This window comes from Paenibacillus sedimenti (genome assembly GCF_014534655.1).
Taxonomy (GTDB): domain Bacteria; phylum Bacillota; class Bacilli; order Paenibacillales; family NBRC-103111; genus Paenibacillus_E; species Paenibacillus_E sedimenti.
The window spans coordinates 279,974-303,211 of sequence record NZ_JACVVD010000006.1 but is presented as its reverse complement, the minus strand read 5'-3'; the positions used below and the strand labels follow the sequence as shown (position 1 = coordinate 303,211).

General features: G+C 48.5%; 25 protein-coding genes and 1 pseudogene. 21 read left to right on the top strand and 5 right to left on the bottom strand.

Annotation, left to right across the window (positions count from 1 at the left end; all coding sequences use genetic code 11):
- Positions 1–2: 2 nt before the first annotated feature.
- Positions 3–683: a hypothetical protein gene (locus ICC18_RS18850; protein ID WP_188175977.1), complete on the top strand. Its 681-nt coding sequence runs from the start codon at positions 3–5 to the stop codon at positions 681–683.
- On the top strand, positions 680–859 hold the full coding sequence (locus ICC18_RS18845; protein ID WP_188175976.1) for a hypothetical protein: 180 nt from the start codon (positions 680–682) through the stop codon (positions 857–859). Before ICC18_RS18850 ends, ICC18_RS18845 begins: the two co-directional genes overlap by 4 nt.
- A gap of 68 nt (positions 860–927) precedes the next feature.
- Here the strand turns inward: ICC18_RS18845 and ICC18_RS18840 are convergent, their stop codons facing one another.
- Positions 928–1,278 (bottom strand): DoxX family protein, encoded by a 351-nt coding sequence (locus ICC18_RS18840; protein ID WP_312029557.1) that lies wholly within the window; start codon positions 1,276–1,278, stop codon positions 928–930.
- A 93-nt stretch (positions 1,279–1,371) separates the two neighbouring features.
- On the opposite strand from ICC18_RS18840, the gene ICC18_RS18835 reads away from it, so the two are divergent.
- The 5 genes from ICC18_RS18835 (at position 1,372) to ICC18_RS18815 (ending at position 6,129) form a co-directional block, all read left to right on the top strand.
- A complete protein-coding gene (locus ICC18_RS18835; RefSeq protein ID WP_188175974.1) occupies positions 1,372–2,091 on the top strand; it encodes a Crp/Fnr family transcriptional regulator in 720 nt (239 codons plus the stop codon).
- Positions 2,092–2,332: 241 nt separating this feature from the next.
- Positions 2,333–3,526 carry a ParM/StbA family protein gene (locus tag ICC18_RS18830; protein ID WP_188175973.1) on the top strand — a complete coding sequence of 398 codons (1,194 nt, stop codon included), beginning with the start codon at positions 2,333–2,335 and terminating at the stop codon, positions 3,524–3,526.
- Entirely contained in the window at positions 3,523–3,912 is a 390-nt protein-coding gene (locus tag ICC18_RS18825) for a hypothetical protein (protein ID WP_188175972.1), read from the top strand. Before ICC18_RS18830 ends, ICC18_RS18825 begins: the two co-directional genes overlap by 4 nt.
- Before the next feature lie 52 nt (positions 3,913–3,964).
- Entirely contained in the window at positions 3,965–4,423 is a 459-nt protein-coding gene (locus tag ICC18_RS18820) for a hypothetical protein (protein WP_188175971.1), read from the top strand.
- 149 nt (positions 4,424–4,572) lie between these two features.
- Entirely contained in the window at positions 4,573–6,129 is a 1,557-nt protein-coding gene (locus ICC18_RS18815) for an ABC-F family ATP-binding cassette domain-containing protein (RefSeq protein ID WP_188175970.1), read from the top strand.
- 61 nt (positions 6,130–6,190) lie between these two features.
- On the opposite strand, the gene ICC18_RS18810 is transcribed toward ICC18_RS18815, so the two are convergent.
- On the bottom strand, positions 6,191–7,354 hold the full coding sequence (locus ICC18_RS18810) for an epoxide hydrolase family protein (RefSeq protein WP_223192684.1): 1,164 nt from the start codon (positions 7,352–7,354) through the stop codon (positions 6,191–6,193).
- Between the two features lie 181 nt (positions 7,355–7,535).
- Between ICC18_RS18810 and ICC18_RS18805 the strand changes: the two genes are divergently transcribed.
- A complete protein-coding gene (locus tag ICC18_RS18805; RefSeq protein WP_188175969.1) occupies positions 7,536–8,486 on the top strand; it encodes a helix-turn-helix transcriptional regulator in 951 nt (316 codons plus the stop codon).
- 78 nt (positions 8,487–8,564) lie between these two features.
- Here the strand turns inward: ICC18_RS18805 and ICC18_RS18800 are convergent, their stop codons facing one another.
- Both ICC18_RS18800 and ICC18_RS18795 read right to left on the bottom strand, forming a co-directional pair.
- Entirely contained in the window at positions 8,565–9,968 is a 1,404-nt protein-coding gene (locus ICC18_RS18800; RefSeq protein WP_188175968.1) for an MFS transporter, read from the bottom strand.
- Between the two features lie 182 nt (positions 9,969–10,150).
- Positions 10,151–10,948: a helix-turn-helix domain-containing protein gene (locus tag ICC18_RS18795; protein ID WP_188175967.1), complete on the bottom strand. Its 798-nt coding sequence runs from the start codon at positions 10,946–10,948 to the stop codon at positions 10,151–10,153.
- A 198-nt stretch (positions 10,949–11,146) separates the two neighbouring features.
- Between ICC18_RS18795 and ICC18_RS18790 the strand changes: the two genes are divergently transcribed.
- From ICC18_RS18790 to ICC18_RS18750, 9 genes and pseudogenes are all read left to right on the top strand, one after another.
- The gene (locus ICC18_RS18790; RefSeq protein ID WP_188175966.1) at positions 11,147–11,842 is read left to right on the top strand and encodes a 3D domain-containing protein; all 696 of its coding nucleotides are present in this window, start codon (positions 11,147–11,149) and stop codon (positions 11,840–11,842) included.
- A gap of 243 nt (positions 11,843–12,085) precedes the next feature.
- The gene (locus tag ICC18_RS18785; RefSeq protein WP_188175965.1) at positions 12,086–12,655 is read left to right on the top strand and encodes a uracil-DNA glycosylase; all 570 of its coding nucleotides are present in this window, start codon (positions 12,086–12,088) and stop codon (positions 12,653–12,655) included.
- A gap of 26 nt (positions 12,656–12,681) precedes the next feature.
- A pseudogene (locus ICC18_RS18780) lies at positions 12,682–13,271 on the top strand (DNA-3-methyladenine glycosylase).
- A gap of 125 nt (positions 13,272–13,396) precedes the next feature.
- Positions 13,397–14,704, top strand: coding sequence for an MFS transporter (locus tag ICC18_RS18775; protein WP_188175964.1), 1,308 nt, complete (start codon positions 13,397–13,399; stop codon positions 14,702–14,704).
- The gene (locus tag ICC18_RS18770) at positions 14,673–15,590 is read left to right on the top strand and encodes a polysaccharide deacetylase family protein (RefSeq protein ID WP_188175963.1); all 918 of its coding nucleotides are present in this window, start codon (positions 14,673–14,675) and stop codon (positions 15,588–15,590) included. Before ICC18_RS18775 ends, ICC18_RS18770 begins: the two co-directional genes overlap by 32 nt.
- Before the next feature lie 144 nt (positions 15,591–15,734).
- Entirely contained in the window at positions 15,735–16,190 is a 456-nt protein-coding gene (locus tag ICC18_RS18765) for a MarR family winged helix-turn-helix transcriptional regulator (RefSeq protein ID WP_188175962.1), read from the top strand.
- 150 nt (positions 16,191–16,340) lie between these two features.
- Positions 16,341–17,291: a ring-cleaving dioxygenase gene (locus ICC18_RS18760; RefSeq protein WP_188175961.1), complete on the top strand. Its 951-nt coding sequence runs from the start codon at positions 16,341–16,343 to the stop codon at positions 17,289–17,291.
- Positions 17,288–17,896, top strand: a complete 609-nt coding sequence (locus tag ICC18_RS18755; protein ID WP_188175960.1) for an alpha/beta hydrolase — start codon at positions 17,288–17,290, stop codon at positions 17,894–17,896. Before ICC18_RS18760 ends, ICC18_RS18755 begins: the two co-directional genes overlap by 4 nt.
- 47 nt (positions 17,897–17,943) lie before the next feature.
- Positions 17,944–18,558: a flavin reductase family protein gene (locus ICC18_RS18750; RefSeq protein ID WP_188175959.1), complete on the top strand. Its 615-nt coding sequence runs from the start codon at positions 17,944–17,946 to the stop codon at positions 18,556–18,558.
- 296 nt (positions 18,559–18,854) lie between these two features.
- On the opposite strand, the gene ICC18_RS18745 is transcribed toward ICC18_RS18750, so the two are convergent.
- Complete coding sequence (locus tag ICC18_RS18745; RefSeq protein ID WP_223192683.1) at positions 18,855–19,709, bottom strand: AraC family transcriptional regulator; 855 nt, start codon at positions 19,707–19,709, stop codon at positions 18,855–18,857.
- 94 nt (positions 19,710–19,803) lie between these two features.
- Between ICC18_RS18745 and ICC18_RS18740 the strand changes: the two genes are divergently transcribed.
- The 4 genes from ICC18_RS18740 (at position 19,804) to ICC18_RS18725 (ending at position 23,229) form a co-directional block, all read left to right on the top strand.
- Entirely contained in the window at positions 19,804–20,868 is a 1,065-nt protein-coding gene (locus tag ICC18_RS18740; RefSeq protein WP_188175958.1) for a Gfo/Idh/MocA family protein, read from the top strand.
- A gap of 28 nt (positions 20,869–20,896) precedes the next feature.
- Positions 20,897–21,754, top strand: a complete 858-nt coding sequence (locus tag ICC18_RS18735) for a sugar phosphate isomerase/epimerase family protein (RefSeq protein WP_188175957.1) — start codon at positions 20,897–20,899, stop codon at positions 21,752–21,754.
- A gap of 37 nt (positions 21,755–21,791) precedes the next feature.
- A complete protein-coding gene (locus ICC18_RS18730) occupies positions 21,792–22,667 on the top strand; it encodes a sugar phosphate isomerase/epimerase family protein (protein WP_188176060.1) in 876 nt (291 codons plus the stop codon).
- A 229-nt stretch (positions 22,668–22,896) separates the two neighbouring features.
- On the top strand, positions 22,897–23,229 hold the full coding sequence (locus ICC18_RS18725) for a hypothetical protein (RefSeq protein ID WP_188175956.1): 333 nt from the start codon (positions 22,897–22,899) through the stop codon (positions 23,227–23,229).
- Positions 23,230–23,238: the final 9 nt, after the last annotated feature.

The following is a 23,238-nucleotide window of genomic DNA, read 5'->3' as shown; positions in this document are numbered from 1 at the left end:
TTATGAAAAAACGAATCGGTTGCTTACATGCTCATTATTCAAATATTGCTTATATTGAACAGGCATTTTCTGCCTATGACGCTGAACTGCTTCATTTTGTCGATCCTGGTTTGGTGGGCAGAGTCACTTCTGACGAGAGTTTTAGTTTAGAGGAAGCACAGCGCAAGGTGAAAGAGCAGATCGCATGGATCGCCCAATGCAATGTAGACGCTATCCTGATCACTTGTACGAATTACATCGCGTTGCTCCAGGAAGACCGGCTCTCCATAAATATTCCCATTATTAAAATCGATGAGCCCTTCTTTACCTACATATGCGAACAAGAAGAGCCTCAGGTCTTGCTTTTTACGAATCCCGCCACGGTCGAAGGGACGATGAAACGCCTTGAAGAACATGCCGGAGCACTTGGAAAATCCCCGCAAGTAGAAGTGCAAGTCATTGAGGGTACATTCGAACTCATCATGCAGGGGTTGAAAGAGGAGTATCTCCAGGTCTTATCCGGATACATGCATAATCTGTTGGAAACCGACAAGAATACAACGATTTCCGTAGCCCAATTATCCATGGTGGATGCAGCTAGACAAATTGAAAAAGAAACAAACAGCAGCATCGGGAACCCGTTGGAGACCCTAAAGTCCTATGCGGAAAGATATTTGCAGTTACAAAAAAAAGGGGACAAGTGATTTTCAAATTCGGGAAAACAGCAATTCGATACGATCTTACGCCATCAGCGGAGAACCTTATTTCGGGTATATGCGCGGCCGACGCATTTCTACAGCTCAAAGGTGTAGGCTGGTGCAGTTATTATAACCGGATGGCGCCGCCGAACGTCTTCTTCCATGTATTGAACCCGTTTTAAACGAACTCTTAAGAGGATGGTTCCAGGATTCAACGGGGACCATCCTTTTTTGCATATTGCGTCAGTGCCTATGCTACGATAAGCGTAATCGATAATATAAGCATTAGGCATGCATTGATCGCCATGAACGGACTGTGCTTGGCACGAGCCAGATGGGCATGAATGGCGCCAAGCATAAGCACGGCAAGCAGGGCTGCAGCGTAGATTAACGTTGCGGGGACCCATGATGATATCAAGATGCCGAACGAGCCGATAAGCTCTAATATCGCCGTCACATGCATAAACCACATCGGGTACCGATATTCGTTCCAATGCCGGACCATCGATTTAGTTCGCAAAAATTTGATTGCGGAAGAAAAAGCAAACATACAGATTACAATCCATTTAAGAATGACTAGTGTTAGGCTCAAGTCGTCCACGCTCCTCTTTTTGAAATGACAAATAGAAGTATAGCGAGTTGAAACCTTATAATATGTGGTGCAGACTACATTCAGCAAAAAGGAGTGAGCGATGTGGATAAGGCCAAGTATCTATCCAGAATTGATCTGTTTCAAGGGATGACCATGGAAGAATTAAAGCGGCTTGAACCCGTTACCCCTATGAATATTATCAAAAAAGGGAGCGTCATCGCGTCCCCCCATATGGATCAAAAGCTCTTATATTTAGTAAAATCGGGGACGGTTCGTTTATATAAGCTAACGGAAGACGGTAAAGAGCTTACACTTGACGTGTTGGGCGCAGGCCATCTGTTTGGTGAAATCGGGTCCTTCACGACAGGGTCTGATAATACATACGCTGAAACGCTGGAGGACTCCGTCATCTGCACCATTGACAATGAACAGTTTAAAGATTTGATTCGAGAAAGGCCGGTGATGGCTTTAAAATTTATAGAAATTGTATCCTCTCGCCTAAGGGAAGTTCAAGAGATGCTTGAACATTTGGCATATGGCAGTGTAAGAAAGCGCCTGCTTTTTTTATTATACAAACTTTCACAAAAATTCGGAGTACGTTCACCTATAGCCGAGGGTGGAAAGGGAGATGCGGTTTGGCTGGATCTTAATGTGAAACTTACGCACGAAGAGTTAGCCAGCATGTTGGGAAGCATACGTGAAACCGTAACGCATTTAATCAATGAGTTCGCTGCGGAAGGTATCGTGAAAAAGTCAGGTTCTCGAAGGTCCTTATCGATACAACCCGAGAGTTTGAAAACGGCTTTGCAAGCTTCTAAATGATGAAGCCTTGTTTCTCCAGTAGGAGAAAAACATGCCCAGATTGGAACTAAACTTTAAACTTTAAGCTTTAAAGTTTAAGATTTAAACGTGAATGTTAAGCTTCAAACCTTAAACTTTAAATGTTAAACTTTATTGCCTCCCTCTAAACAATAATGTTAAAAACTTCTAATAACCCTCCCAAATTCATACCACTCATCGAACCTTGTATACTAACTCAGATAGGTTGGGAGAGGAAATAGACATGGCCAAGCACGATATTCTTACCACAACCATTGATTTATCCATTGATAACGGCAGTAGTCATATCAAAGGCATTTATGATGACTTGAATAACAGTTTTATTTTTCCTAATGTGGTGGCACAACCGTTTGGGGAACGTTTTTTACTGATGGAACAAGGAGATCCTTTGGATTTCCTGGATGTTCTGATCACATCGCCTGCGATTGATATGGAGCAATACCGTCACGTCTATGTAGGTAACTTGGCGATCGGTGACGAAGGTATCGTTCATGAAATCGTTGGCGATAAAGCGGTACAAAAGAAAGCTCAGCGACCTGAGACGATGGTTACCCTCCTGACGGCAGCAGCTTATGCGATTACCACCAAACATGAGGATGCTATTAAACGCGGCAAGAATCGTATTAAGGCTGCGGTGAACTTAGGTACGGGACTGCCGATCCGAGAGATCACCAAATTCAGTGAAGAATTTGCACAAAAAATAACGGGGGGCGTTCATTCCATCACGTTTGTGACGACCCCTTTATTTAAAGGTGTGACCGTTGAAATGGAGTTCGCGCTCCCAACCGGAATCAGCATTGATGATGTGTCCGGTGTTTATGACATGGAAGCCACTTCAAAGACACAGTTGTCGCACAAAGGTTTTGGTATAGCGGATGTTGGCGGTGTGGATATGGATATCGCCTTTTTTAGACCTGGGCTTGATCTGGATCAACGGCATTCTACAGGCGCCAAAATCTATCTAAACGATGCCTTGGAAAGCATCCGGAATGAGGTCAATGCTCAAGGTGAGGAACTAATCGGAAGCACGGCGGAGCTGACGCTTATGCTCATCAACAAGGAATACGAAATATACGCAGAGGGTAAGGTTGCCTTTGATATGACCAACCTTGTCAACCGCCATATGCGTATCTTGGCGGAGAAGGTGCTGAAATACGCCCGTAACTCTTGGAAGCATGTCCGCTATGCCAATGAGTTCTGGTTTATCGGCGGCGGCGCGATCGTCCTTCAACCTTGGATCGAGAAATTAAATGCCGAGTTGGGGTTGCCGATTCGTTTTGATAACTCCGCATACAGCCAGTTCCGCAATGCCCGCGGCACTTTCTTTTTGCTGGAGCATGCCTTGAAACATGCGGTCGAAACGGCGGCAAGCGTTGAAACCGAGAGAGGATCCGAGGGTGGGAGCGGGTCGGATTGAAGAAACGGAGATCGACGGTTTTGGTAAGTCCGGGCAAGGATGTGACCCTTTATATCCCTACCGACACGCGGCCAGAGGTTATCGATTATATGAACCAATTGAAAGCAGACGGGATGTTTAGCCATGGCATCATGGATATTTTGACCAGATATATTCTCCAGGACCGCGCTATCACGGCTTTATCCGAAAGGGATGCTATGGCTAATGACAGCGGATCGTATCTGGATGAAACGGCTGTTGATCTAACAGGATCTTTCGAAGATCAGGGAGACCATGAATCTATAGTTGAACCGGCTGCTATCAGCCAGAACAACTTCAGTCTGGACCAAATCTTTCGTCAAGCCGGGCGGAATGCCGGTAAACTTTTGAATGATATAGAGAATTGAAGGAATGGTTTAAAGGGGTGAACTCCAATCATGATGAGAAGGAGGACATCGAATGTCTACCGAACAAGCAAACACGGGTACGCGTAATTTTACACTTTCTGATGATATATTTCGTCAGCCCGGATTAGATATCTACTCGCAAATGGTGTTCATTATTTTGAGAAGCTTCTCATCCGAATCAGGTTTGCCTGAGCTGTCGGACATTGCCAAACTTGGGCGAATGAATGAGAAGCAGACGATGAAGGCGTTGCAAAGTCTTGTAGAGCTGAAAATTTTGCCGCATAAATTATTCCGGCGGATGGTCGGCGATTTTCAGGATGATCGGCTCTCATGGGCTGCAAAAGGTCTGCTCATCTTTTGCAAAGAGAATCCGCAGATTCATATGCATGACCTGCTGGAATTGGCAGGCGAATCGGGTGAGGATGAGCATAGCATTCGAAAGGCTCTTAGGGAGCTAAGCCAGTACGGATACCTGGAAGAGTACCCTGAGTGGCGTCAAATTGCTAACTAAATATATGAACATAACAAGGAAGGCTGACTTTGTCGGTCTTCTTTTTTGTATCCCTTCCAAGATTTTTGTATCGTTTCCCGCATTGAGTTGTGCGCTCCTTAGCGCTTATAATATAACGAGAATCAAGTTTAATAGAAAAGGTGTCGATCATGAGCATATTAAACGTAGAACGACTTAGCCACGGCTTTGGAGATCGCGCTATCTTCAACGATGTATCCTTCCGCTTGCTCAAAGGCGAGCATATCGGACTCATCGGAGCGAACGGCGAAGGCAAATCCACTTTCATGAACATCATTACGGGCAAGCTCCAGCCGGATGACGGCAAGATCGAATGGTCCAAACGCATGCGCGTTGGCTACCTCGATCAACATGCGGTGCTTAGCAAGGGGATGACGATCCGCGACGTCCTGAAGGGAGCATTCAAATACCTGTTCGATATGGAACAAGAGATGAACGACATGTACGCCAAAATGGGAGAGGTCTCTCCGGAAGAACTTGAGCAAATGCTTGAAGATGTCGGAACGATTCAGGATACACTGACGAATCAAGATTTTTATTTGATCGATGCCAAGATTGAAGAGACCGCCCGCGGACTGGGACTTACTGATATTGGCCTGGAAAAGGACGTCAACGATCTTAGCGGCGGACAGCGAACGAAGGTATTACTCGCGAAGCTGCTGCTCGAAAAGCCGGACATCCTGCTCCTCGACGAGCCGACGAACTATCTCGATGAGCAGCATATCGAATGGTTGAAACGTTACCTGCAAGAGTATGAGAATGCATTCATTCTAATCTCCCACGACATTCCGTTCCTGAACAGCGTCATTAATCTCATCTACCACATGGAAAATCAAGAGTTAAACCGCTATGTCGGCGATTATGACTATTTCCAGCAGGTCTACGAAATGAAAAAGCAACAGCTTGAATCTGCCTATAAGCGCCAACAGCAGGAAATTGCGGATTTGAAAGACTTCGTAGCCCGTAATAAAGCGAGCGTCGCGACACGGAACATGGCGATGTCCAGGCAAAAGAAGCTCGATAAGATGGAAGTCATCGAGCTGGCGAAGGAAAAACCAAAGCCGCAATTCAATTTCAAAGAGGCGAGAACGTCCGGTAAGCTGATCTTCGAAGCTAAGGATCTCGTCATCGGTTATGAGGATCCATTATCAAGACCGCTGAATCTCCGCATGGAACGCGGTCAGAAGATTGCGCTCGTGGGTGCGAACGGGATCGGTAAAACAACGCTAATGCGGAGTATTCTAGGCGAGATCAAGGCTTTGTCCGGCACCGTTCAGCTCGGAGAGAACTTGAATATTGGCTACTTCGAGCAGGAATCGAAAGATGCCAATAACAATACCTGTATCGAAGAGGTGTGGAAGGAATTCCCTTCTTTCTCGCAGTTCGAAGTTAGGGCTGCGCTGGCCAAGTGCGGACTCACGACCAAGCACATCGAGAGCAAAATTGTCGTGCTTAGCGGCGGAGAGAAGGCAAAGGTTCGCCTCTGCAAGCTGATCAACCGCGAATCGAACCTGCTGGTGCTCGATGAGCCGACCAACCACCTGGATGTGGATGCCAAGGATGAGCTGAAACGTGCACTCAAAGCGTACAAAGGCAGCGTTCTTCTGATTTCCCACGAACCGGAATTTTACCGCGACGTCGTTACAGACACATGGAATTGCGAGTCTTGGACGACGAAGGTTTTTTAATTGATATTTAACCGTAAAGCTTGCCTAATCCGTTATGTGGTTAGGCAAGCTTTTCTTCGTCTTAACGCAATCGGCGGAAAAATCTGCGAATGTCGGCTATAAGCAGGTCCGGAGCATCCATGGCAGCGAAATGGGTACCTCTGTCGAACTCGTTCCAGTGTATGATGTGATTGTTTTGCTCTGCATAGTGACGAATTGCAACGTCAGCTAACTGGAAAACAGCAACGCCCACGGGTGTTTTCGATGGTTCCTTCGGTGCCCATGCGTTAGGATCATGAGCTCCCTCATAATACATGCGAATAGAAGAATTAGCCGTACCCGTCAACCAATAAAGCATCAGGTTAGTTAAAAATTGATCACGATCAACCGCTTTTATAGCATCTCCAAATCCATAGAATAATTCACAGTTCCAAGCGAGCAAACCAACTGGAGAGTCCGTCAATCCGTAGGCTAAGGTTTGTGGTCTCGTGTATTGAATCGCATTGAATCCAAACCGTTCCCTCATGAAATGGGTCAAGCGTTCCAAACGTACTTTCTCCGCATTCGTAAACGTAGCAAGTACCTCTTCTGCGACTGGACCAAAAGGAATAAATCCTACTGTGGCTGCATTTACATGAACCCCAACGACTTGGTTAGTCGCTATACGACCGAGCTCCGGTGATATGATCGCTCCCATATCCCCGCCTTGGGCACCGTAACGTTCGTAGTCCAATCGTTTCATGAGCTCAGCGAATGCGCCGGCTACACGAGTTGATGTCCATCCTGTTTCCTTCGTTGGACCGGAAAATCCAAAGCCTGGAATGGAGGGAATAACCAGATGAAAAGCATCGGCCGAATCGCCTCCATAAGAGCTTGGATCCGTGAGCGGTCCGATCACATCCAGGAATTCGACAATCGATCCCGGCCACCCATGGGTTAGAATAAGCGGCATAGCATCCGGCTCTGGAGAGCGAACGTGCAAGAAATGTATATGGGCTCCGTCAATCGTTGTTGTGAACTGTGGAAGCTCATTCAAGCGAGCCTCTTGCTTACGCCAATCATAAGAGGTTCGCCAGTACTCCGCTATCTCCCTAACGAAGCCAAGAGGTGCGCCGTAATTCCAGCCAACACCTGGAAGTTCATCGGGCCATCGCGTCATAGCAAGTCGCTCTTTCAAGCTGTCCAACTCAGTTTGTGGAATATCGACGCGGAATGGACGGATTGTTTTATCAAATGAATTCATCATTTTTTCCTCCTGAAGATATATTGTTTCGCCTTTATATTTAGATTTTACTGTCTCCTTACTGACAGCAAATTGTCAGGGTTTTTAATAAGTAAAAAGAAGATTGAATTTTTTTCATCGACAATCTCCTTGACCAAAAGTAAAATAAAATTATGGTTGAATGAATCGTGAGGAGGAATTGAGCTTGAAAATCCAACGTCTGCTCGCCATCACTATGCTATTGTTAAGCCAACGGAGGATTAGCGGACCGGCACTCGCTGATAAGTTCGAAGTATCGATTCGCACGATCTATCGTGATCTGGAGACGATCAATTCCGCGGGTATTCCCATCGTCTCTTATACTGGCGCTGACGGCGGATACGAGATCATGGAGCAATTCCGTATCGATCGACAAATCGTTACACTTGATGATCTGCAATCGATCCTGACTGCATTAAAAGGGGTACAGTCTTCGCTTAACGATCAGGATATGGATACCTTATTAACCAAGGTCAAAGCGCTAGTGGCAAAGTCTGAGCAAAACCGGATGGAAGAGTCTGGCGAGACTCTCATTTTTGATACGAATCTATGGCATGGCGGTGGACTTAGAGATAAGTCGATGTTGGCAGCACTCCGGCAAGCTGCCAAAAATCGTACTGTCGTATCGTTTTTATATACGAATTCCGAAGGGATCGGAGAGCAGCGGTCCGTCGAGCCTATCGGTATAGCTTGGAAAGGGTACTCTTGGTACCTTTATGCATATTGCAGGCTCCGCAACGACTACCGGACGTTCCGGCTCTCGAGGATAAGAGAATTGCAGGTTCGCTTGGAGCAATTCAAGAATAGAGGGGTCCGCTTGGAGGAGCTTGATGCCAAATGGGGAACTCAAGAGCCAGGCCCTACCGTACAACTTGTTCTGCGATTTCGAGCGCGAGTAAGGGTACGAGTGGAGGAAGCATTTGGACAGGACGCTGTCGAAGTCCAAGAGGACGGATCCCTTCAGGTAACGGTCAGCTATCCTGATAGTCAATGGATGTACGGCATGCTGTTAAGCTATGGGCCAGATGTCCAGGTCCTGGAGCCGACTTTTGTCGCTGAATTTATCAAAAGCCAGGCTGAACAGATTTATAAATGTTATGAGATCGCGAAATCCTAAACCTTGCAGCAGTGAAAAACAAACAACGGCCTTTTCCGCTATCATTGCGGACAAAGGCCGTTATTACTTAGTTCGATGTTAGGCCGGTTCATGGACCGGCTGCGGGGCTTTTTTACCGAATGATAACAAATACAGAATCGCGCTCGCAACAACAACTAAGCTTAATATCAGAATGAGATTGCCGTACAAGTATGAACTAGAGTCCGCAATCAATGGATGGAGCGGGAAAGCGAACAACTCTTGTTCCATTGCTTTGGCGACTAGTGCCGTCACGACTGCCCCGGAAATTGTCGATGTCATATTGAAAAAGCCCATACCGACGCCGATTTGGTGAACCGGTAATATTTGCGTTACACTTTCCGTTAATGCCGTCTGAACGAAGGAAAATCCGATATACATCATAATGAGGGCAACCCCGATGTACCATACCCAGAGCCCGATTGATGAAGATTGAATCAATAGACTCAGCGCGATTAAGGACAGCCCCAGGTAAACGACAAAATGACTTCCTCGTTTGACCGTCAAATTGCCGGCGACCCTTCCGAAAATGACCGCGCTAATGGCTCCCGGAAACATAATGAGCCCGATATTCTCCGTGTTCAACCCATATATTTTGCTTAACATGAGTGGGATCACGAACATCACAGACATCACGGTGCCGAATATGAGGAAGCCGATGATAAGTCCGTTCCGGTATAGCTGGTTGGTGAAAAGGGCGGGTTCGACAAACGGATCTTTCGCGCTTCGAATTCGAACAATAAATAAGATCAAAGCTAAAAGAGCTGCGAGCAGATAAACCCAGTTTGCTTCTGTTGTAAATAAAACCAGCATGGATATTACAATGCCCAGCAGAACCGCCCCAATAATATCTAATTTTCCTGCTCCGCGCTGCTCCTGCGGCAGAAGCTTCCGGAAAAAAGGAATAGCGACGAGCACGGGAAGCGGAACGAGAAACAAATAGGCCCAGTGGAATGATCCTGCGATATAGCCGCCAAGTACCGGACCGATTCCAATTGCGAAGGATACGGTCGATGTGATGATACCAAACATTTTTCCGCGTTCTTCCGCCGTAAAGAATCGGGCTACCATGACAAAGACCAATGCCGGGATGGCGGATCCGCCTGCCCCTTGAATGGCCCTGGATAGGACGACTCCTGGGTACCAAGATTGCAAAACAAAACCCAGCAAAGACCCCAGACTATACAGGACGATTCCGATTGTAATCAGTTTCTTGACACTGTACATATCGGAAAGTTTTCCGAAAATGACCATTCCCATACCGAATACGATAAAAAAGATGGTAACCACCCAGCTTACACCGGAAGCATCCAGCCCGAACTGATTAGCAATGTTTGGGGTGGATACGTTGAATACAGATTCGTTCAGTACGGCAAAGAAGATGACGTAATAAATCCACAGCACACTTTTCTTTATGTCGGAAGACTGCGCTGCAGGTTTGGTATTACTCTCCACAATATTCATATCTTCATACTTCCTTCCTTCTTCTTGGTATAGATAAGCTTGATTTTAGCTGTACGGTTTTGGGACTGCTCAATTGTGCCCGTTGTCATGAAATTCTCCTCTCAATGGATATTTGGTTTCCCTGATTTATGTATGATTCACAGATTCCCCCTATATTAACATGTAGCCTATGTCATGATTTCTTATCGATTGCTGTGTTGGAGAACCCTATCGAGGAAATTATTCATCAACAGGGGCAGGGAGATCAGGATGGGCGGATCGTCCAGACGGGGAGGATAGAGTGTGACTTTCTGATGCGGGACGCTGGAATAGGGGCCGACGATAATAGGTTCCTTCGATCGGGTGCGCAAGGTTGCCTGCGGCAGCAGAACATCCATGGCCTGCATCCCCCAAGAGACCGATGTAGCCATCAGGTAATAAGTGCCCGGTTTGACGTCCGTAAAACAAAACTCCCCTAAAGAACCAAGCAGCGTTCCATACAGGGGAAGTCCTTCAGGAATCGGTTTGGCAAACAAGCCGATCAGAATGATACCCTCAAAAGGAGTTTCCGCTTGAACGATCCCTTCTATTCGGGAGTATGGATTTAAAACAAGATCCGTCGTACGCCAATCATTAAGCTTCTGCAATGAACGCAAGTGGTTATCTGCCTGCAAGGCCGAGCTCCGAAATTCGGACGGCGTCACGCCTACCCGTTCGGTGAATCGGGTGGTGAAGGTTCCCAGACTTTGTTGCCCGATCTCCAATCCGATATCGCGTATACTCAAATTCGTGCGCAGCAACAAATCTTTTGCCTTTTGCAATCGGAGGGAAGAAACATAATAAAGAGGCGGTAGACCGATTCTTTCTTTAAAAATGCGCGTGAAGTGGTACGGACTATAGGCTACATAGCTGGCTAATTGTGAAAGCGGCAGCGGTTCATAGATATGTCGATGAATATATGCGATCACCTCATCAATTTCCGAATGCAGGGCTGTCACCATTTCTACACCATCCTTACACTTAACTATTGCTTTCGTACAGAACAATTGTTCGCATCTACATTTTTCATTTTACCACATATTTCATGATTAGGGAACGGCTTAATTTTTAAGAAATCGTCAATGAAGCGTATATAAATAAATAAATTGGACGAATCTAGTAGCTATAACTCTATTAATTTTTTAAGAGGAGGAGCTACTATGTTTCGTAAAATTATTAGTATTACTTTGGTGCTTCCTTTGCTGCTCGGTATATTTCATGTTGAAAAGGCATATTCGTACCCTGCGAGTGAAGATGGCGGAGAATTGTCCCCTGCGTACAGCAGGTCATCCTATGCAAGTCCTGCGGAGTCGGCGGGAGGAGCTGCTGAAACTGTGCTACCTCCGGCGTCGCAATATCAGGTGAACCGAGGCGATACCTTGTACAAAATTGCGCTTAGTTTCGGGGTCTCCGTCAATGACCTTATGGCCGCCAATGCGATTCTGGATCCGCGTCAGCTAATGATCGGTCAGATTCTGAGTATCCCGTTAAGCGGATCAGGGATTGATTTGCCGGACGGACAACGTAAAGTCATTAAAAAAGTGTTAAACACAACCCTAACTGCTTATACGGCGGGAGTTGAATCGACAGGTAAAAAGGAATCCCATCCCATGTACGGCATTACATATAGTGGCATAAAAGCAAAAGAAGGGCGTACGATTGCAGTTGATCCAGCAGTAATCCCATTGGGCTCTACAGTGTTCATTGAAGGTATCGGCATTCGTAAAGCGGAGGATATCGGTTCGGCTATTCGCGGATCGAGAATTGATGTATTCATGAACGATCTAAGCGAAGCTCAGGAATTCGGGGTAAAGAAGAACGTGAAAGTCTATTTGTTGGAAAAAGGGAATGTTTGAATATAAAAACAGCGGCAGCCTGGATGATCTGGATTGCCGCTATTTTTATTGAGACTGTTATCAGCGCGATCGCCCTCGATAACCTAGACACCATAGATATTTTTTTTACCGCTTCACCGGCTACAGCCGAGCGATTGATAAGTTTATTTAGAACAAAACGGTGAAATACTTGGATATTGCTGCATTGGAAAGGGAAAAATGAGACTTAGTCTCATTTTGGTTGGCTAAGGAGTCAGAAGTATAATGGATTTCAAACCGGTAATTCTGGAAGAAGAATCTGCACCCCCGCATGCCAAAGAGTGCCGGCGATGTGAGCTTTCCATGCAGCGCCATCGGGTGATTTGGGGCGAAGGTAATCCTCGGGCACCGATTTTTATCTTGTTAGATAATCCCGGAGCCAGGGAAGATCGGGAAGGCAACTCATTTATTTGCGGTACTCGGGAAACGCTTCAGTATGGGATGCGGGTGGCCGGATTAGATATCAGTTTGGTATATGTGAGCTACCTGCTGAAATGCCGTCCGATACGAGCATACGATAAACCGGCAGCCAGAGAAGCATGCTCAATGCACTTAAAATTGCAATTTCAAGAGAAGCAGCCCCGCTTACTATTTGGATTAGGCAATGTCGTTGTCCAGTCCTTGTTCCCAGAGGAGGAGGCCGATGTGAAGAGCTATAGGGGCAGGTGGCATACAGTCCAAGGTATACCTGCAGCCGTTTCCTATCACCCGTTGGCGGTGCGCCGAAGACCTAATCTTATGAAATATTTCGTTGAAGATATGAAGTTAGTTGCCGAGCAGATGAAGAACTTCTGATGAGTCCGCCATAAGGGGGGAGCAAGTTGACGTTTCGACCTGTAGATGCATCATTTTTCGAACAGCCGACATTGGAATTGGCTCAATCGTTGCTAGGGATGCTGCTTGTTAAGGAGACGGATTCAGGCACTTCGTCGGGATGGATTGTAGAAACGGAAGCTTATATAGGTCCTGAGGATCGTGCTGCGCATAGTTTTGGAAACCGGAGAACGCCTAGAACGGAAGTCATGTTTGGTCCTCCCGGCTATGTTTATACGTATGTGATGCATACGCATTGCCTTGTGAATGTAGTGAGCGGGAAGGCGCCGGTCACCCGGAAGCGGTATTGATTCGAGCGGTTGAACCCTGCACAGGTATCGAACGGATGTATGAGCGCAGGGGAAAAGAAAAAAAGCTGACCGATCTTACGAACGGTCCGGGCAAGCTCACCAAAGCTCTGGGGATAACGAGAGAGGATTATGGCCGGGCCTTTTTCGAACAGCCGCTTTTTATAGCGGAAGGAAGAGAAATAGGGGCTATTGCAGCCGGTCCAAGAATAGGCATAGAGAATAGCGGCGAAGCCAAAGAGTACCCTTGGCGTTATTGGGAACAGGGCAACCCTTTTGTTTTAAGATAAGATCGAGACGAACCAGCATGGTAGCGGGGGCAGCTTGTTCCAGCTGTAAATTCTAATTGTGACTCTTACCCAGAAACGATATCATATTTATGAAAGCGGTTTATTTTGTGGGCGGAGGTTATGCGATGAGAGAAAGGCTTAGGAACTCCCCGGTCATGTACGCGTTCGGGATGCTGGCCATGATGATTCCCAGTACGGCATTCGGCTCCTTTTACAGTTATTTTTATGTAGAAAAACTAGGGCTAGGTATTGGTTTGGCGACATTAGCACGAACCATCTATCTCATATGGGATGCGGTCAATCAACCGTTATTCGGTTATTTATCGGACCGGACGAATACCCGATATGGGCGGAGACGGCCTTGGATTATCGGAGCGATTCCGCTGTTTATGCTTTCCTTTATCTTCATCTTTACGGTTCCCCCGGGTTTGGCGGGCTATGCGCTGTTCGCATGGTTCCTGATTGCATTGGTTTTGTTTGAAGCCGTAGCGACCGTACTTTGGGTCAACTATGGAGCCCTGTTCCCTGAATTGTTCCAAGGTGACCGGCCGCGGGCCAAAGCCTCCGCCATTCAGCAAGGATTTCAAATTATCGCCCTCCTGATCGGTACGGCGCTCACGCCGATTTTATTTGGAGCCATGGGCTTCAGCCGTATGTCCATGATATTCGCGGTAGCTTTTGCCCTATTTATGCTTTTATGTATGTGGTCGGTCAAAGAGAATGAACAAGCACGCAGCGTGCAGCCGATGGGCTTCAAAGAATCGTTCAAGGAGACGCTCCAGAACAAACCGTTCTGGATCTTCAACATCGCAAATTCCTTTGCTCAGACCGTCAACGGCCTCATTAGTTCGATGATCCCCTTTTATGCCAAATATGTGCTCCAAATCCCCGAATATCAAGTGTCCATTCTATTAGGTTCTATTTTTATCTCGGTCATTCCGCTCGTCGGTGTATGGTACTGGCTCATTCGCAAAATGGACCAAGTCCGAGGATGGCGTCTCTCGCTCCTTGCGTATGCACTTTCCGTCATACCGCTATGGTTCAGTACGAGCCTAATCAGCGGGATAGTTGCCGGTATTTTATTCGGATTCGGTCTCGCAGGATTCCTCGTAACGCCGCCTGTTGTAAGTAGTATCATTATCGATCAGGATTTTGCGAAAACGGGCCGCCGACGCGAGGGTATGTATACGGCGATTGGCGGATTTATAACCCGGTCGAGCGGCCTTATTTCCGCGCTGGCTTTTCTCCTTGTAGGGATGATCTTTGGCTATGAGAGCGGCGATAACCCGGGGGCTGACCCGGAGACGACGTTCCGCTATTTGGTTAGCATAGTGCCGCTTACGCTGCTTGTCATTTCTTTTATCGTTTCATTATTTGTCAAATTGGAGAGGACGCCCAAGCATGAATCCCAAATTCTTAATTATAAATTGTGATGACTTCGGCCAAAGTTCACCAATGAATCAAGCCATTATGCATCTGCTCGAGGAGCGTAAGGTGTCATCGGCTACGATTATGGCGCCGGCTCCCGGATTTGAAGAAGCCGCCGAGTGGTGCAAACGCAGAGGGCAGTCCAATATCGGACTGCATCTGACCTTGACGAGCGAATTTAAAGTGCTGCGCTGGAAAAGTCTAACGGATCACGCCAGCTTGCATGATGACCGTGGTTATATGCACCCTACGGTAGAAGCATTTGAACGTAATGCCGATACGAGGGCTGTGCTGCAAGAGCTTGAAGCGCAGTATGAGAAGGTAATCCGTTATGGATTCCCCATTACGCATGCGGACAATCATATGGGCAGCTTGTACGGAATGGCCACGGGACGCAGCCATATCCCCCACGTACTAAGGAAGTGCGTGAAATGGGGACTGCCTTTTCGGCTGTTCCGTAAGGTGCATCCTGCGGATCCTTTGCTATCTTCAATCCCCGGCGTGGAACGGACTGTCGCCAAGGCGTCTGCGCTTGCCGGTGCGCTCGGCGTCACGATTCCCGACTATTTGTTGTCGCATCCTTTCGCCGTGGAGGAAGGGGAGACTTATGAAAGCTTTAAGAAGATGATGATTGCCAAAATGTACAATTTGCCGGATGGCATTGTGGAGACCTATATTCATCCAGGGGTAGCCGATCCCTTTACGCAGAGCCATATTCCCCATTGGGAGAAGCGGGTGTGGGAGTATCGGCTCATGCTGGACGACGACTTCGCGTATGCGTTAAAAGACGCAGGGGTTGTACTAACCGATTACCGCTACCTTCAAGAGCACGGACGTGTATCGAGAATACGTTCCGCTTGGGCGTTGGCGTGGGAGCTGCTAAGAAAGTAGGGGGGATAGGCATACTCTAAAGCCCATTTCCCGGCTATTTTTTAATTCAAGAAAACCGCTTGACAATTACCTGCAAATGATATATCTTAAATTTAAGATAATACAAATTAAGATTTCACCAAGGCGAGAAACGAGGTGATCACAATGAGTGATCGTACAACAAATTCGAAAGACGATTCACTTGATCTCTACATCGCACTTTCCAGAGCGGGTCAATGGGTCAACGCTCACGCGGATCGCGATATTCGGCAGCATGGGCTGAATCGGACGGAATTCGGCGTTCTCGAATTACTGTACCACAAAGGGGCACAGCCTATTCAACAGATTGGCGGCAAGGTGCTCATGAGCAGCGGCAACATTACGTATGTCGTCGATAAGCTGGAGAAGAAGCAATTCGTGCTGCGAAGAACTTCGACCGAAGATCGACGTCTCATTTATGCGGAGATCACGGATAAAGGAAAGCAATTCATCGAAGAAGTATTTCCGGGGCATGCGGAAGTGATCCATCAGGCAATGGCAGGACTTACGAACGAAGAGAAGCGAGCGTGCAGCCAACTGCTCAAAAAGCTAGGCAAGTACGCGCAGGACGGCTTTAAGTAGTGCACAACTCTTTATCGAAGGAGCGGCTGCTTAATCGCTTGTCAAATATCTTAATTTTAAGATTATCAATATGGAGGGATGCCTAAAATGAGAATTTGTCAGCTATAATACATTTTCATCAAAATCACTATAAATAAGGAGATGGTTAACATGACACAACAAACTACCGGTATTCATCACATTACTGCTTTTGTCCGCAATGCACAGGAAACAGTCGATTTTTATGCTGGCTTACTCGGTCTTCGACTTGTCAAAAAGACAATCAACTTCGACGCACCGGAAGTCTATCATCTGTACTTCGGCGACGAGCAAGGAAGCCCGGGTACGATCATTACCTTTTTCCCGTGGGCTAATTCGCGTAAAGGCCGCATCGGCGGAGGCCAGGTCGGCATTACCTCTTATGTTGTTCCGTCTGGAAGCTTGGCATTCTGGGAAGATCGCCTGAAACATTTCAACATTGCCTTTGAAAAAGTGATGAGATTTTCGGAGACCTATCTGCAATTTGAGGATCGCGACGGTTTGAAACTTGAAATCGTTGAGCGCGAAGAGGGCCAGCCTAGCAAATGGTCTTTCGGCGGCGTTCCGGCCGATAAGGCGATCAAAGGTTTTGGCGGTGCGGTTCTCTACAGCACGGCCCCAGAGAAAACGGCTCATCTACTGGAGCATGTGATGGGTCTTCAGAAAGTAGGGCAAGAAGGTGCCTATGCCCGCTTTAAATCGACAGCCGATATCGGCAACATCATCGATATCAATGTAACGCCGATGCCTTATGGCGCCGGTGGAGCGGGTACCGTGCATCATATCGCATGGCGTGCCAAAGATGATGCGGAGCATGCGCTGTGGAGAAGCCATGTTATAAACAGCGGCTTCCAGCCTACGCCGATCGTCGATCGTCAGTACTTTAATGCGCTATATTTCCGGGAAGAAGGCGGAATTTTATTTGAGATCGCAACGGATCCGCCAGGGTTTGCCCGTGATGAGCAGCCGGATTCGCTTGGGGAGAAGCTGATGCTTCCGGAATGGTTTGAAGAGCATCGTTCGCAAATTGAGGCGAATTTGCCGCCAATTCAAGTTCGGGTATTGGAGGGGGATAAACAATGAGACATTTATTTACCAAGGGGACTGATCTGAATGCCCCGGTCATCGTACTGTTCCACGGTACGGGAGGTACGGAACATGACCTGCTGCCGCTGGCTCAGGCGGTCGCACCGACTTCCTCGGTGCTTAGCGTGAGGGGTAACGTGCTGGAAAACGGCATGCCGCGATTTTTCCGTCGGCTGGCTGAGGGCGTGTTTGACGAAGAGGATCTCATCTATCGTACCCAAGAACTGAACGATTTCCTCGATCAGGCCGCGGCGGATTATGGATTCGATCGGAATAACCTCATAGCCATCGGTTATTCCAACGGCGCCAACATCGCCGGAAGTCTCTTGTTCCATCATCCCGGAGCGTTGCGAGGCGCGATCCTGCACCATCCGATGGTGCCGCGGCGCGGGGTGAAGCTGCCGGATCTGACCGGCGTGCCGGTATTCATCGGAGCAGGTCAGAATGACCCGATTTGCTCCCCGCGGGAGACCGAAGAGCTGCAGAAGCTGCTCGGCGATGCAGGCGCATCGGTTGCCGTCCACTGGGAGCGGGCCGGACATCAACTGACGCATACGGAAGTAGGCGCAGCAGCCGAATGGTATAAACAGAATATCGCGTGAACGAAGCTGCAGTAAAGGCAGGGCATCAGAAAGGAGAGGAACTTGCTATGATCTCGATTGATCCCACAAGCCAAAGTGAGAGGGAGAATTATAAGTTTTTGATCGGGAGCATTATTCCTAGGCCAATCGCATTCGTGACGACGCTCTCCAAGGAGGGTGTACTGAACGCAGCTCCTTATAGCTACTTTACGATTGTTACGGCGAACCCCCCGATGGTCGCGATTTCGGTACAGAGGAAGCAGGGAGAGCGCAAAGATACGTCAAGGAACGCGATAGAAACCGGCGCTTTCGTCGTTCATATCTCCGATGAATCTTACATTAACGAGATCAATCAGACCGCAGCTAATTTGCCACCGGGTGAAAGTGAAGTCAGTCTCGCCGGGCTCACCCCCGTGACGAGCGACAAGATCGCTGTTCCCGGAATTGCCGAGGCGAGTATCCGGATGGAATGCGTTCTCGATCAAGCGATCCCGCTTGGCGGAACAGAGGGTTCTCCCGCAGCGGATCTTTTAATTGGCCGTGTCGTACAGTTTCATATCGCAGAAGCTTTATATGACAGCGGCGGACATATCGATGCCGTCGGGCTCAAGCCCGTTAGCCGGCTGGCGGGCAACTCCTATGCCAAGTTAGGAGAGATTTTTGCAATAGATCGTCCTGAGTAACGAAAAGCAATAGCCCGTATCGCCACATCGTGGTGAAACGGGCTATTGTTTATTGGGGGCAACCTGCTTCCTTCATCCATTTTCGTTAGCGTCAATTGTACGCAAATAAAGTACCCGATTGTCGCTATAAGCGAGGAGTTCAATCCTTGCAATCGTTTAGAGAATAAGTTTCTTTAAGTAAAGAATATGATTCTTTATTTAACGACTATTGTTCGCACGAAGCGGAAAATAACTATTCTTCATTGGATTATCGAACAATAGGTGCTCTATTTGCGACCTGTATTCTTTGGTTTGCTCTATACGTTAGTCCGAAAGTGCTGGGGCGAGACGCCTACGTATTTTTTAAATAAACGCGAGAAGTAGAAAACGTCCTTAAATCCGAGAGAAGCCGCGGTTTCTTTAACGGATTGATGGGTATTGAGCAGCATGTTTTTGGCTTCAGAGATTTTGAGACGGTGTATGTACTCATGAAGCGAGTAGCCGGTCGCTTTGTGAATCATCCGGCGCAGCGTGGATAAAGAAATATGATGCCGTTCGCAGACGTCAGTCGCGTCAAAAGGCTGATTAATCGACGCTGAGATGTCATCCAGCAGCTTCGCTACAGGGTCGGCGGACGATATTCGCAGCCGTGACTGGCTGTTCAGCACAAGCTCATACAGAAAGGATTCCAGCAGTAAAGCCGCACGATCCAGATTACCGGGATCACCGCTTTCCATGAGCGCGAAGATGCGGTCGATTTTGCTTTGCTGCGCATCATCGGGACTGACTTGCCGTACCTGACCGAGATCGGTCAACCAGGTATCGAGCCATTCCTGGATGCGCGATCCTTCGATCGTAAAATAAAATTCGTCCCACGTCTCGTCACGGGCAGGACCGTAGTCGAAAGAGGCATTGGGGTAGAAGAGAAAGAAGCTGCCTGTCCCAACCGCCTGCTTCTCGCCGCCGCCCACCCGATAGGTGCCGGAACCTCCTGCGATGTATACAATCGCATATTGCTTGAAGGAAGCCTTACGCCGGTAGAGCTTGCGATTCGGCAGATGACCGACCGTGATGATCGCGAGGGATTTCACGCTTAGCTTGCTTTTATCCGTTGAGCGATCGATGATGCGTATCGGTTTAGAACTGATCGTATAATCCATGTAGGTGGTCATGACAAGCATTCTACCTCCCGTGATGGTCGTGTTAATCTGATTGTATAATGCGAGCAGGCAAGACCGCAAACATGCTTAGGAGGTTGGGACGTTCATGAGCGTAAAGAAAACGAAAATTGGCATCATCGGTTTGGGTTCGATATCCGATCTGCATTTGCAGGGCTATCAAAAAGTAGAAGAAGCTGAGCTATACGCTATTTGCGACATGAATCAAACTCGTGCGGAGAATAAGGCGCAGCAGTATGGCATTCCGCATGTATACACGGATTATAAGGAAATGCTGGCTAACCCGGAGCTGGATGCGGTCAGCATCTGTACGTGGAACAATACCCACGCGGAGATCAGCATAGCGGCGTTGCGCGCAGGGAAGCATGTGCTGGTTGAGAAACCATTGTGCCGTACTGTAGAGGAAGCGCTTCTAATTCAAGAGGCGGTAAGGGAAACGGGCAAAACGCTGCAGGTTGGTTTTGTGCGCCGCTACGACGCGAATGCCCAGCTTGTGAAGCGGTTTATTAACAACGGAGAATTGGGTGAGGTTTATTATGCGAAGGCTTCCTGCATTCGCAGGCTCGGCAATCCTGGGGGCTGGTTCGCCGATCCCGAACGTTCCGGCGGCGGCCCGCTGATCGATATCGGAGTGCATGTCATTGATCTATGCTGGTACATGATGGGGCGGCCAAAACCGGTTTCCGTTAGCGGCAACACCTACAAGAAGCTGGGCAACCGGGCGCATATCCGCAATTTGTCTTTTTACAAAGCGGCGGACTACGATCCGACTGTTAACGGGGTTGAGGATATGGCGAACGCGCTGATCCGCTTCGAGAACGGGGCTTCGCTGCTCGTGGATGTCAGCTTCACGCTGCATGCCAAGAAGGATGAGATCTCTGTGAAGCTATATGGCGATAAGGGCGGCGTTGAGCTGGAGCCGGAGTTAACTTTTGTAACGGAGAAGCATGATACGATCTTGAATATCACACCTCAAACGGACAATAAATCGCTGAACGTCCATGAGGCTTTCTACCACGAGATTAGCCATTTTGTATCCTGCTGCCGATCGGGGGCTGAGCCGATTAGTCCGGTGGAAGACGGGCTTGAGATGATGAAAATGCTGTGCGGCATTTATGAATCGGCAGCCAAAGGAATCGAGATTCAGTTGTAGTTCATGAGAGGGAAGCGGGGCGATAAGGATGAAACTTGGCGTTAGTTCATATAGTTTATATCGTGCGTTGCAATCCGGGGAAATGGATATTCTCGGCGTGATCGATTGGATCGCCGATCAAGGCGGCGAGCATGTCGAGATCGTGCCGGTCGGTTTCGAACTGGCGGGTAAGCCTGAGCTGGCCGATGCAATTCGCGAGAAGGCACAGTCGCGGGGAATCAACGTATCGAATTACGCGATCGGGGCGAACTTCGCGACCGATACGGAAGAAGCTTACTTGCAAGAGATAGCGCGCGTGAAGGAAGAGGTGGATCTCGCGGCAAGGCTGGGCGTCAAGCGGATGCGGCACGACGTCGCGCGCAGCGATGACACGTCGATCCACTGCTTCCACCGGGAGCTGGACCGGTTGGTAGAGGCATGCCGGCAAATTGCCGATCATGCCGCGCAATACGGCATCGTGACCAGTGTCGAGAATCACGGGTATTTCGTGCAGGCCAGCGACCGGGTGCAGACGCTCGTTCAAGCCGTCGATCGGCCGAACTTCCGGACGACGCTGGATATCGGTAATTTTTTGTGCGTCGACGAGGATCCCGTTGCTGCCGTGAAGAATAACTTACCATACGCATCCATGGTGCATTTCAAAGACTTTTACCGCCGTCCGTCTTATTTGAATCCGGGAGAAGGCTGGTTCAAATCCACGAGCGGCAACTACTTGCGCGGCGCGATCATCGGCCAAGGGGATATCGATATGCGAGAAGTGATTCGTGTTGTTAAAGGCTCCGGTTATGACGGCTACATTTCTCTCGAGTTCGAAGGTATGGAAGAATGCAAAACCGGTACAAGAATCGGTCTGGACAACCTCAGAAGGCTGTGGGCAGAGGCTTGATCGCCCGCCCGATCTCATATCAAGGAGGCGTTGGATGATGAAAATAGTGAACCCTATCGGCATTATGGTGGACAGTTTGCGTCTAGGTTTGCATGAAGGATTGAAGAAATCGAAGGAGCTGGGCGCGGACGGCGTGCAGATCTATGCGGTCCAAGGCGAGATGGATCCGGCGAATCTATCGCCATCGGCGCGTAAAGAGCTGAAGGCTTACATCGATTCACTCGGGCTGCAAATCTCTGCCCTGTGCGGCGACCTTGGCGGCCACGGCTTTCAAGATGAGCGGGCCAATCCGCAAAAGATCGAGAAGTCCAAGCGCATACTTGATCTGGCCGTGGAACTGGGCACGAAGGTTGTGACGACGCATATCGGCGTTGTCCCAAACGATGAGAACGATCCGATCTATGGCGAGATGCAGCGCGCATGCGAGAAGCTCGGCGTGTATGCGAAGAGCATGGGCGCCTACTTCGCCGTCGAAACAGGTCCGGAAACCGCGGCTCATCTGAAGCAATTCCTGGATTCGCTCAGCACGGACGGTGTTTCCGTCAACTTCGATCCGGCCAACATGGTCATGGTGACCGGCGATGATCCGGTTCAAGGCGTGTACACCTTGAAGGATTACATCGTCCACACGCATGTGAAGGACGGCATCCGGTTGCGCCAGGTCGATCCGCGCGAAGTGTACGGTGCACTCGGCTACGAGCCTATGAGCCACGAACGTATCGCCGAAGCCGCAGCATCGGGACCGACGTACCGTGAGCTGGCTTTGGGAGAGGGGTACGTCGATTTCGCCCGTTACTTCCAGGCTTTGAACGATATCGGCTATACCGGTTACCTGACGATCGAACGGGAAGTCGGCGAGCAGCCGGAGGAAGATATCGCGAAAGCCATCGCTTTTATTAATCAATATAAATAAGCTGTGGACGAAGTTTCGTCCGTGATTCAGAAGAATGGGCTGTCCCGATAGTTATCTCATTGATAACGGGGGCGGCTCTTTTTTCATTCATCCTCATTGGAAAAAATACCGCGGAATCTCAGCCTGCAGGCCGAGATAGACCCGCCGTTGGTCGAGAACACCAAGCATCACCTGAACCTGCTCGCCAGATATTCGATGTCGGATGCTCCGAAAATGGATAAGATGATCGTTGCGGGTATACAGGCAAAAAGAAGCCGTAAGGGAGTGGAACGAAAAAGGTAATGGAGCCAAGCTTTTATTCATGCATAGCGATACGCCGGAAAGATACGTCATGGAAGCTCCAATCGAAGATTTGTCGAAGCAGGAGGATATTCAAACCGCTAAGTTCGCTGTGAAACGACTGGAATATCGGGCTAACCATTTGAGTCTGGAGGGGAAACCCTTTTCCATCGAAGCTTTCGGCCTGCCGCTTGTCATCGGCGGATTGTCTGTACTTGCAGCTATATATATAGATAGACGATTTATTAAAAAGAAGACAGCTCCGAAAACTAAGCAAATGTAGACCGGAGTA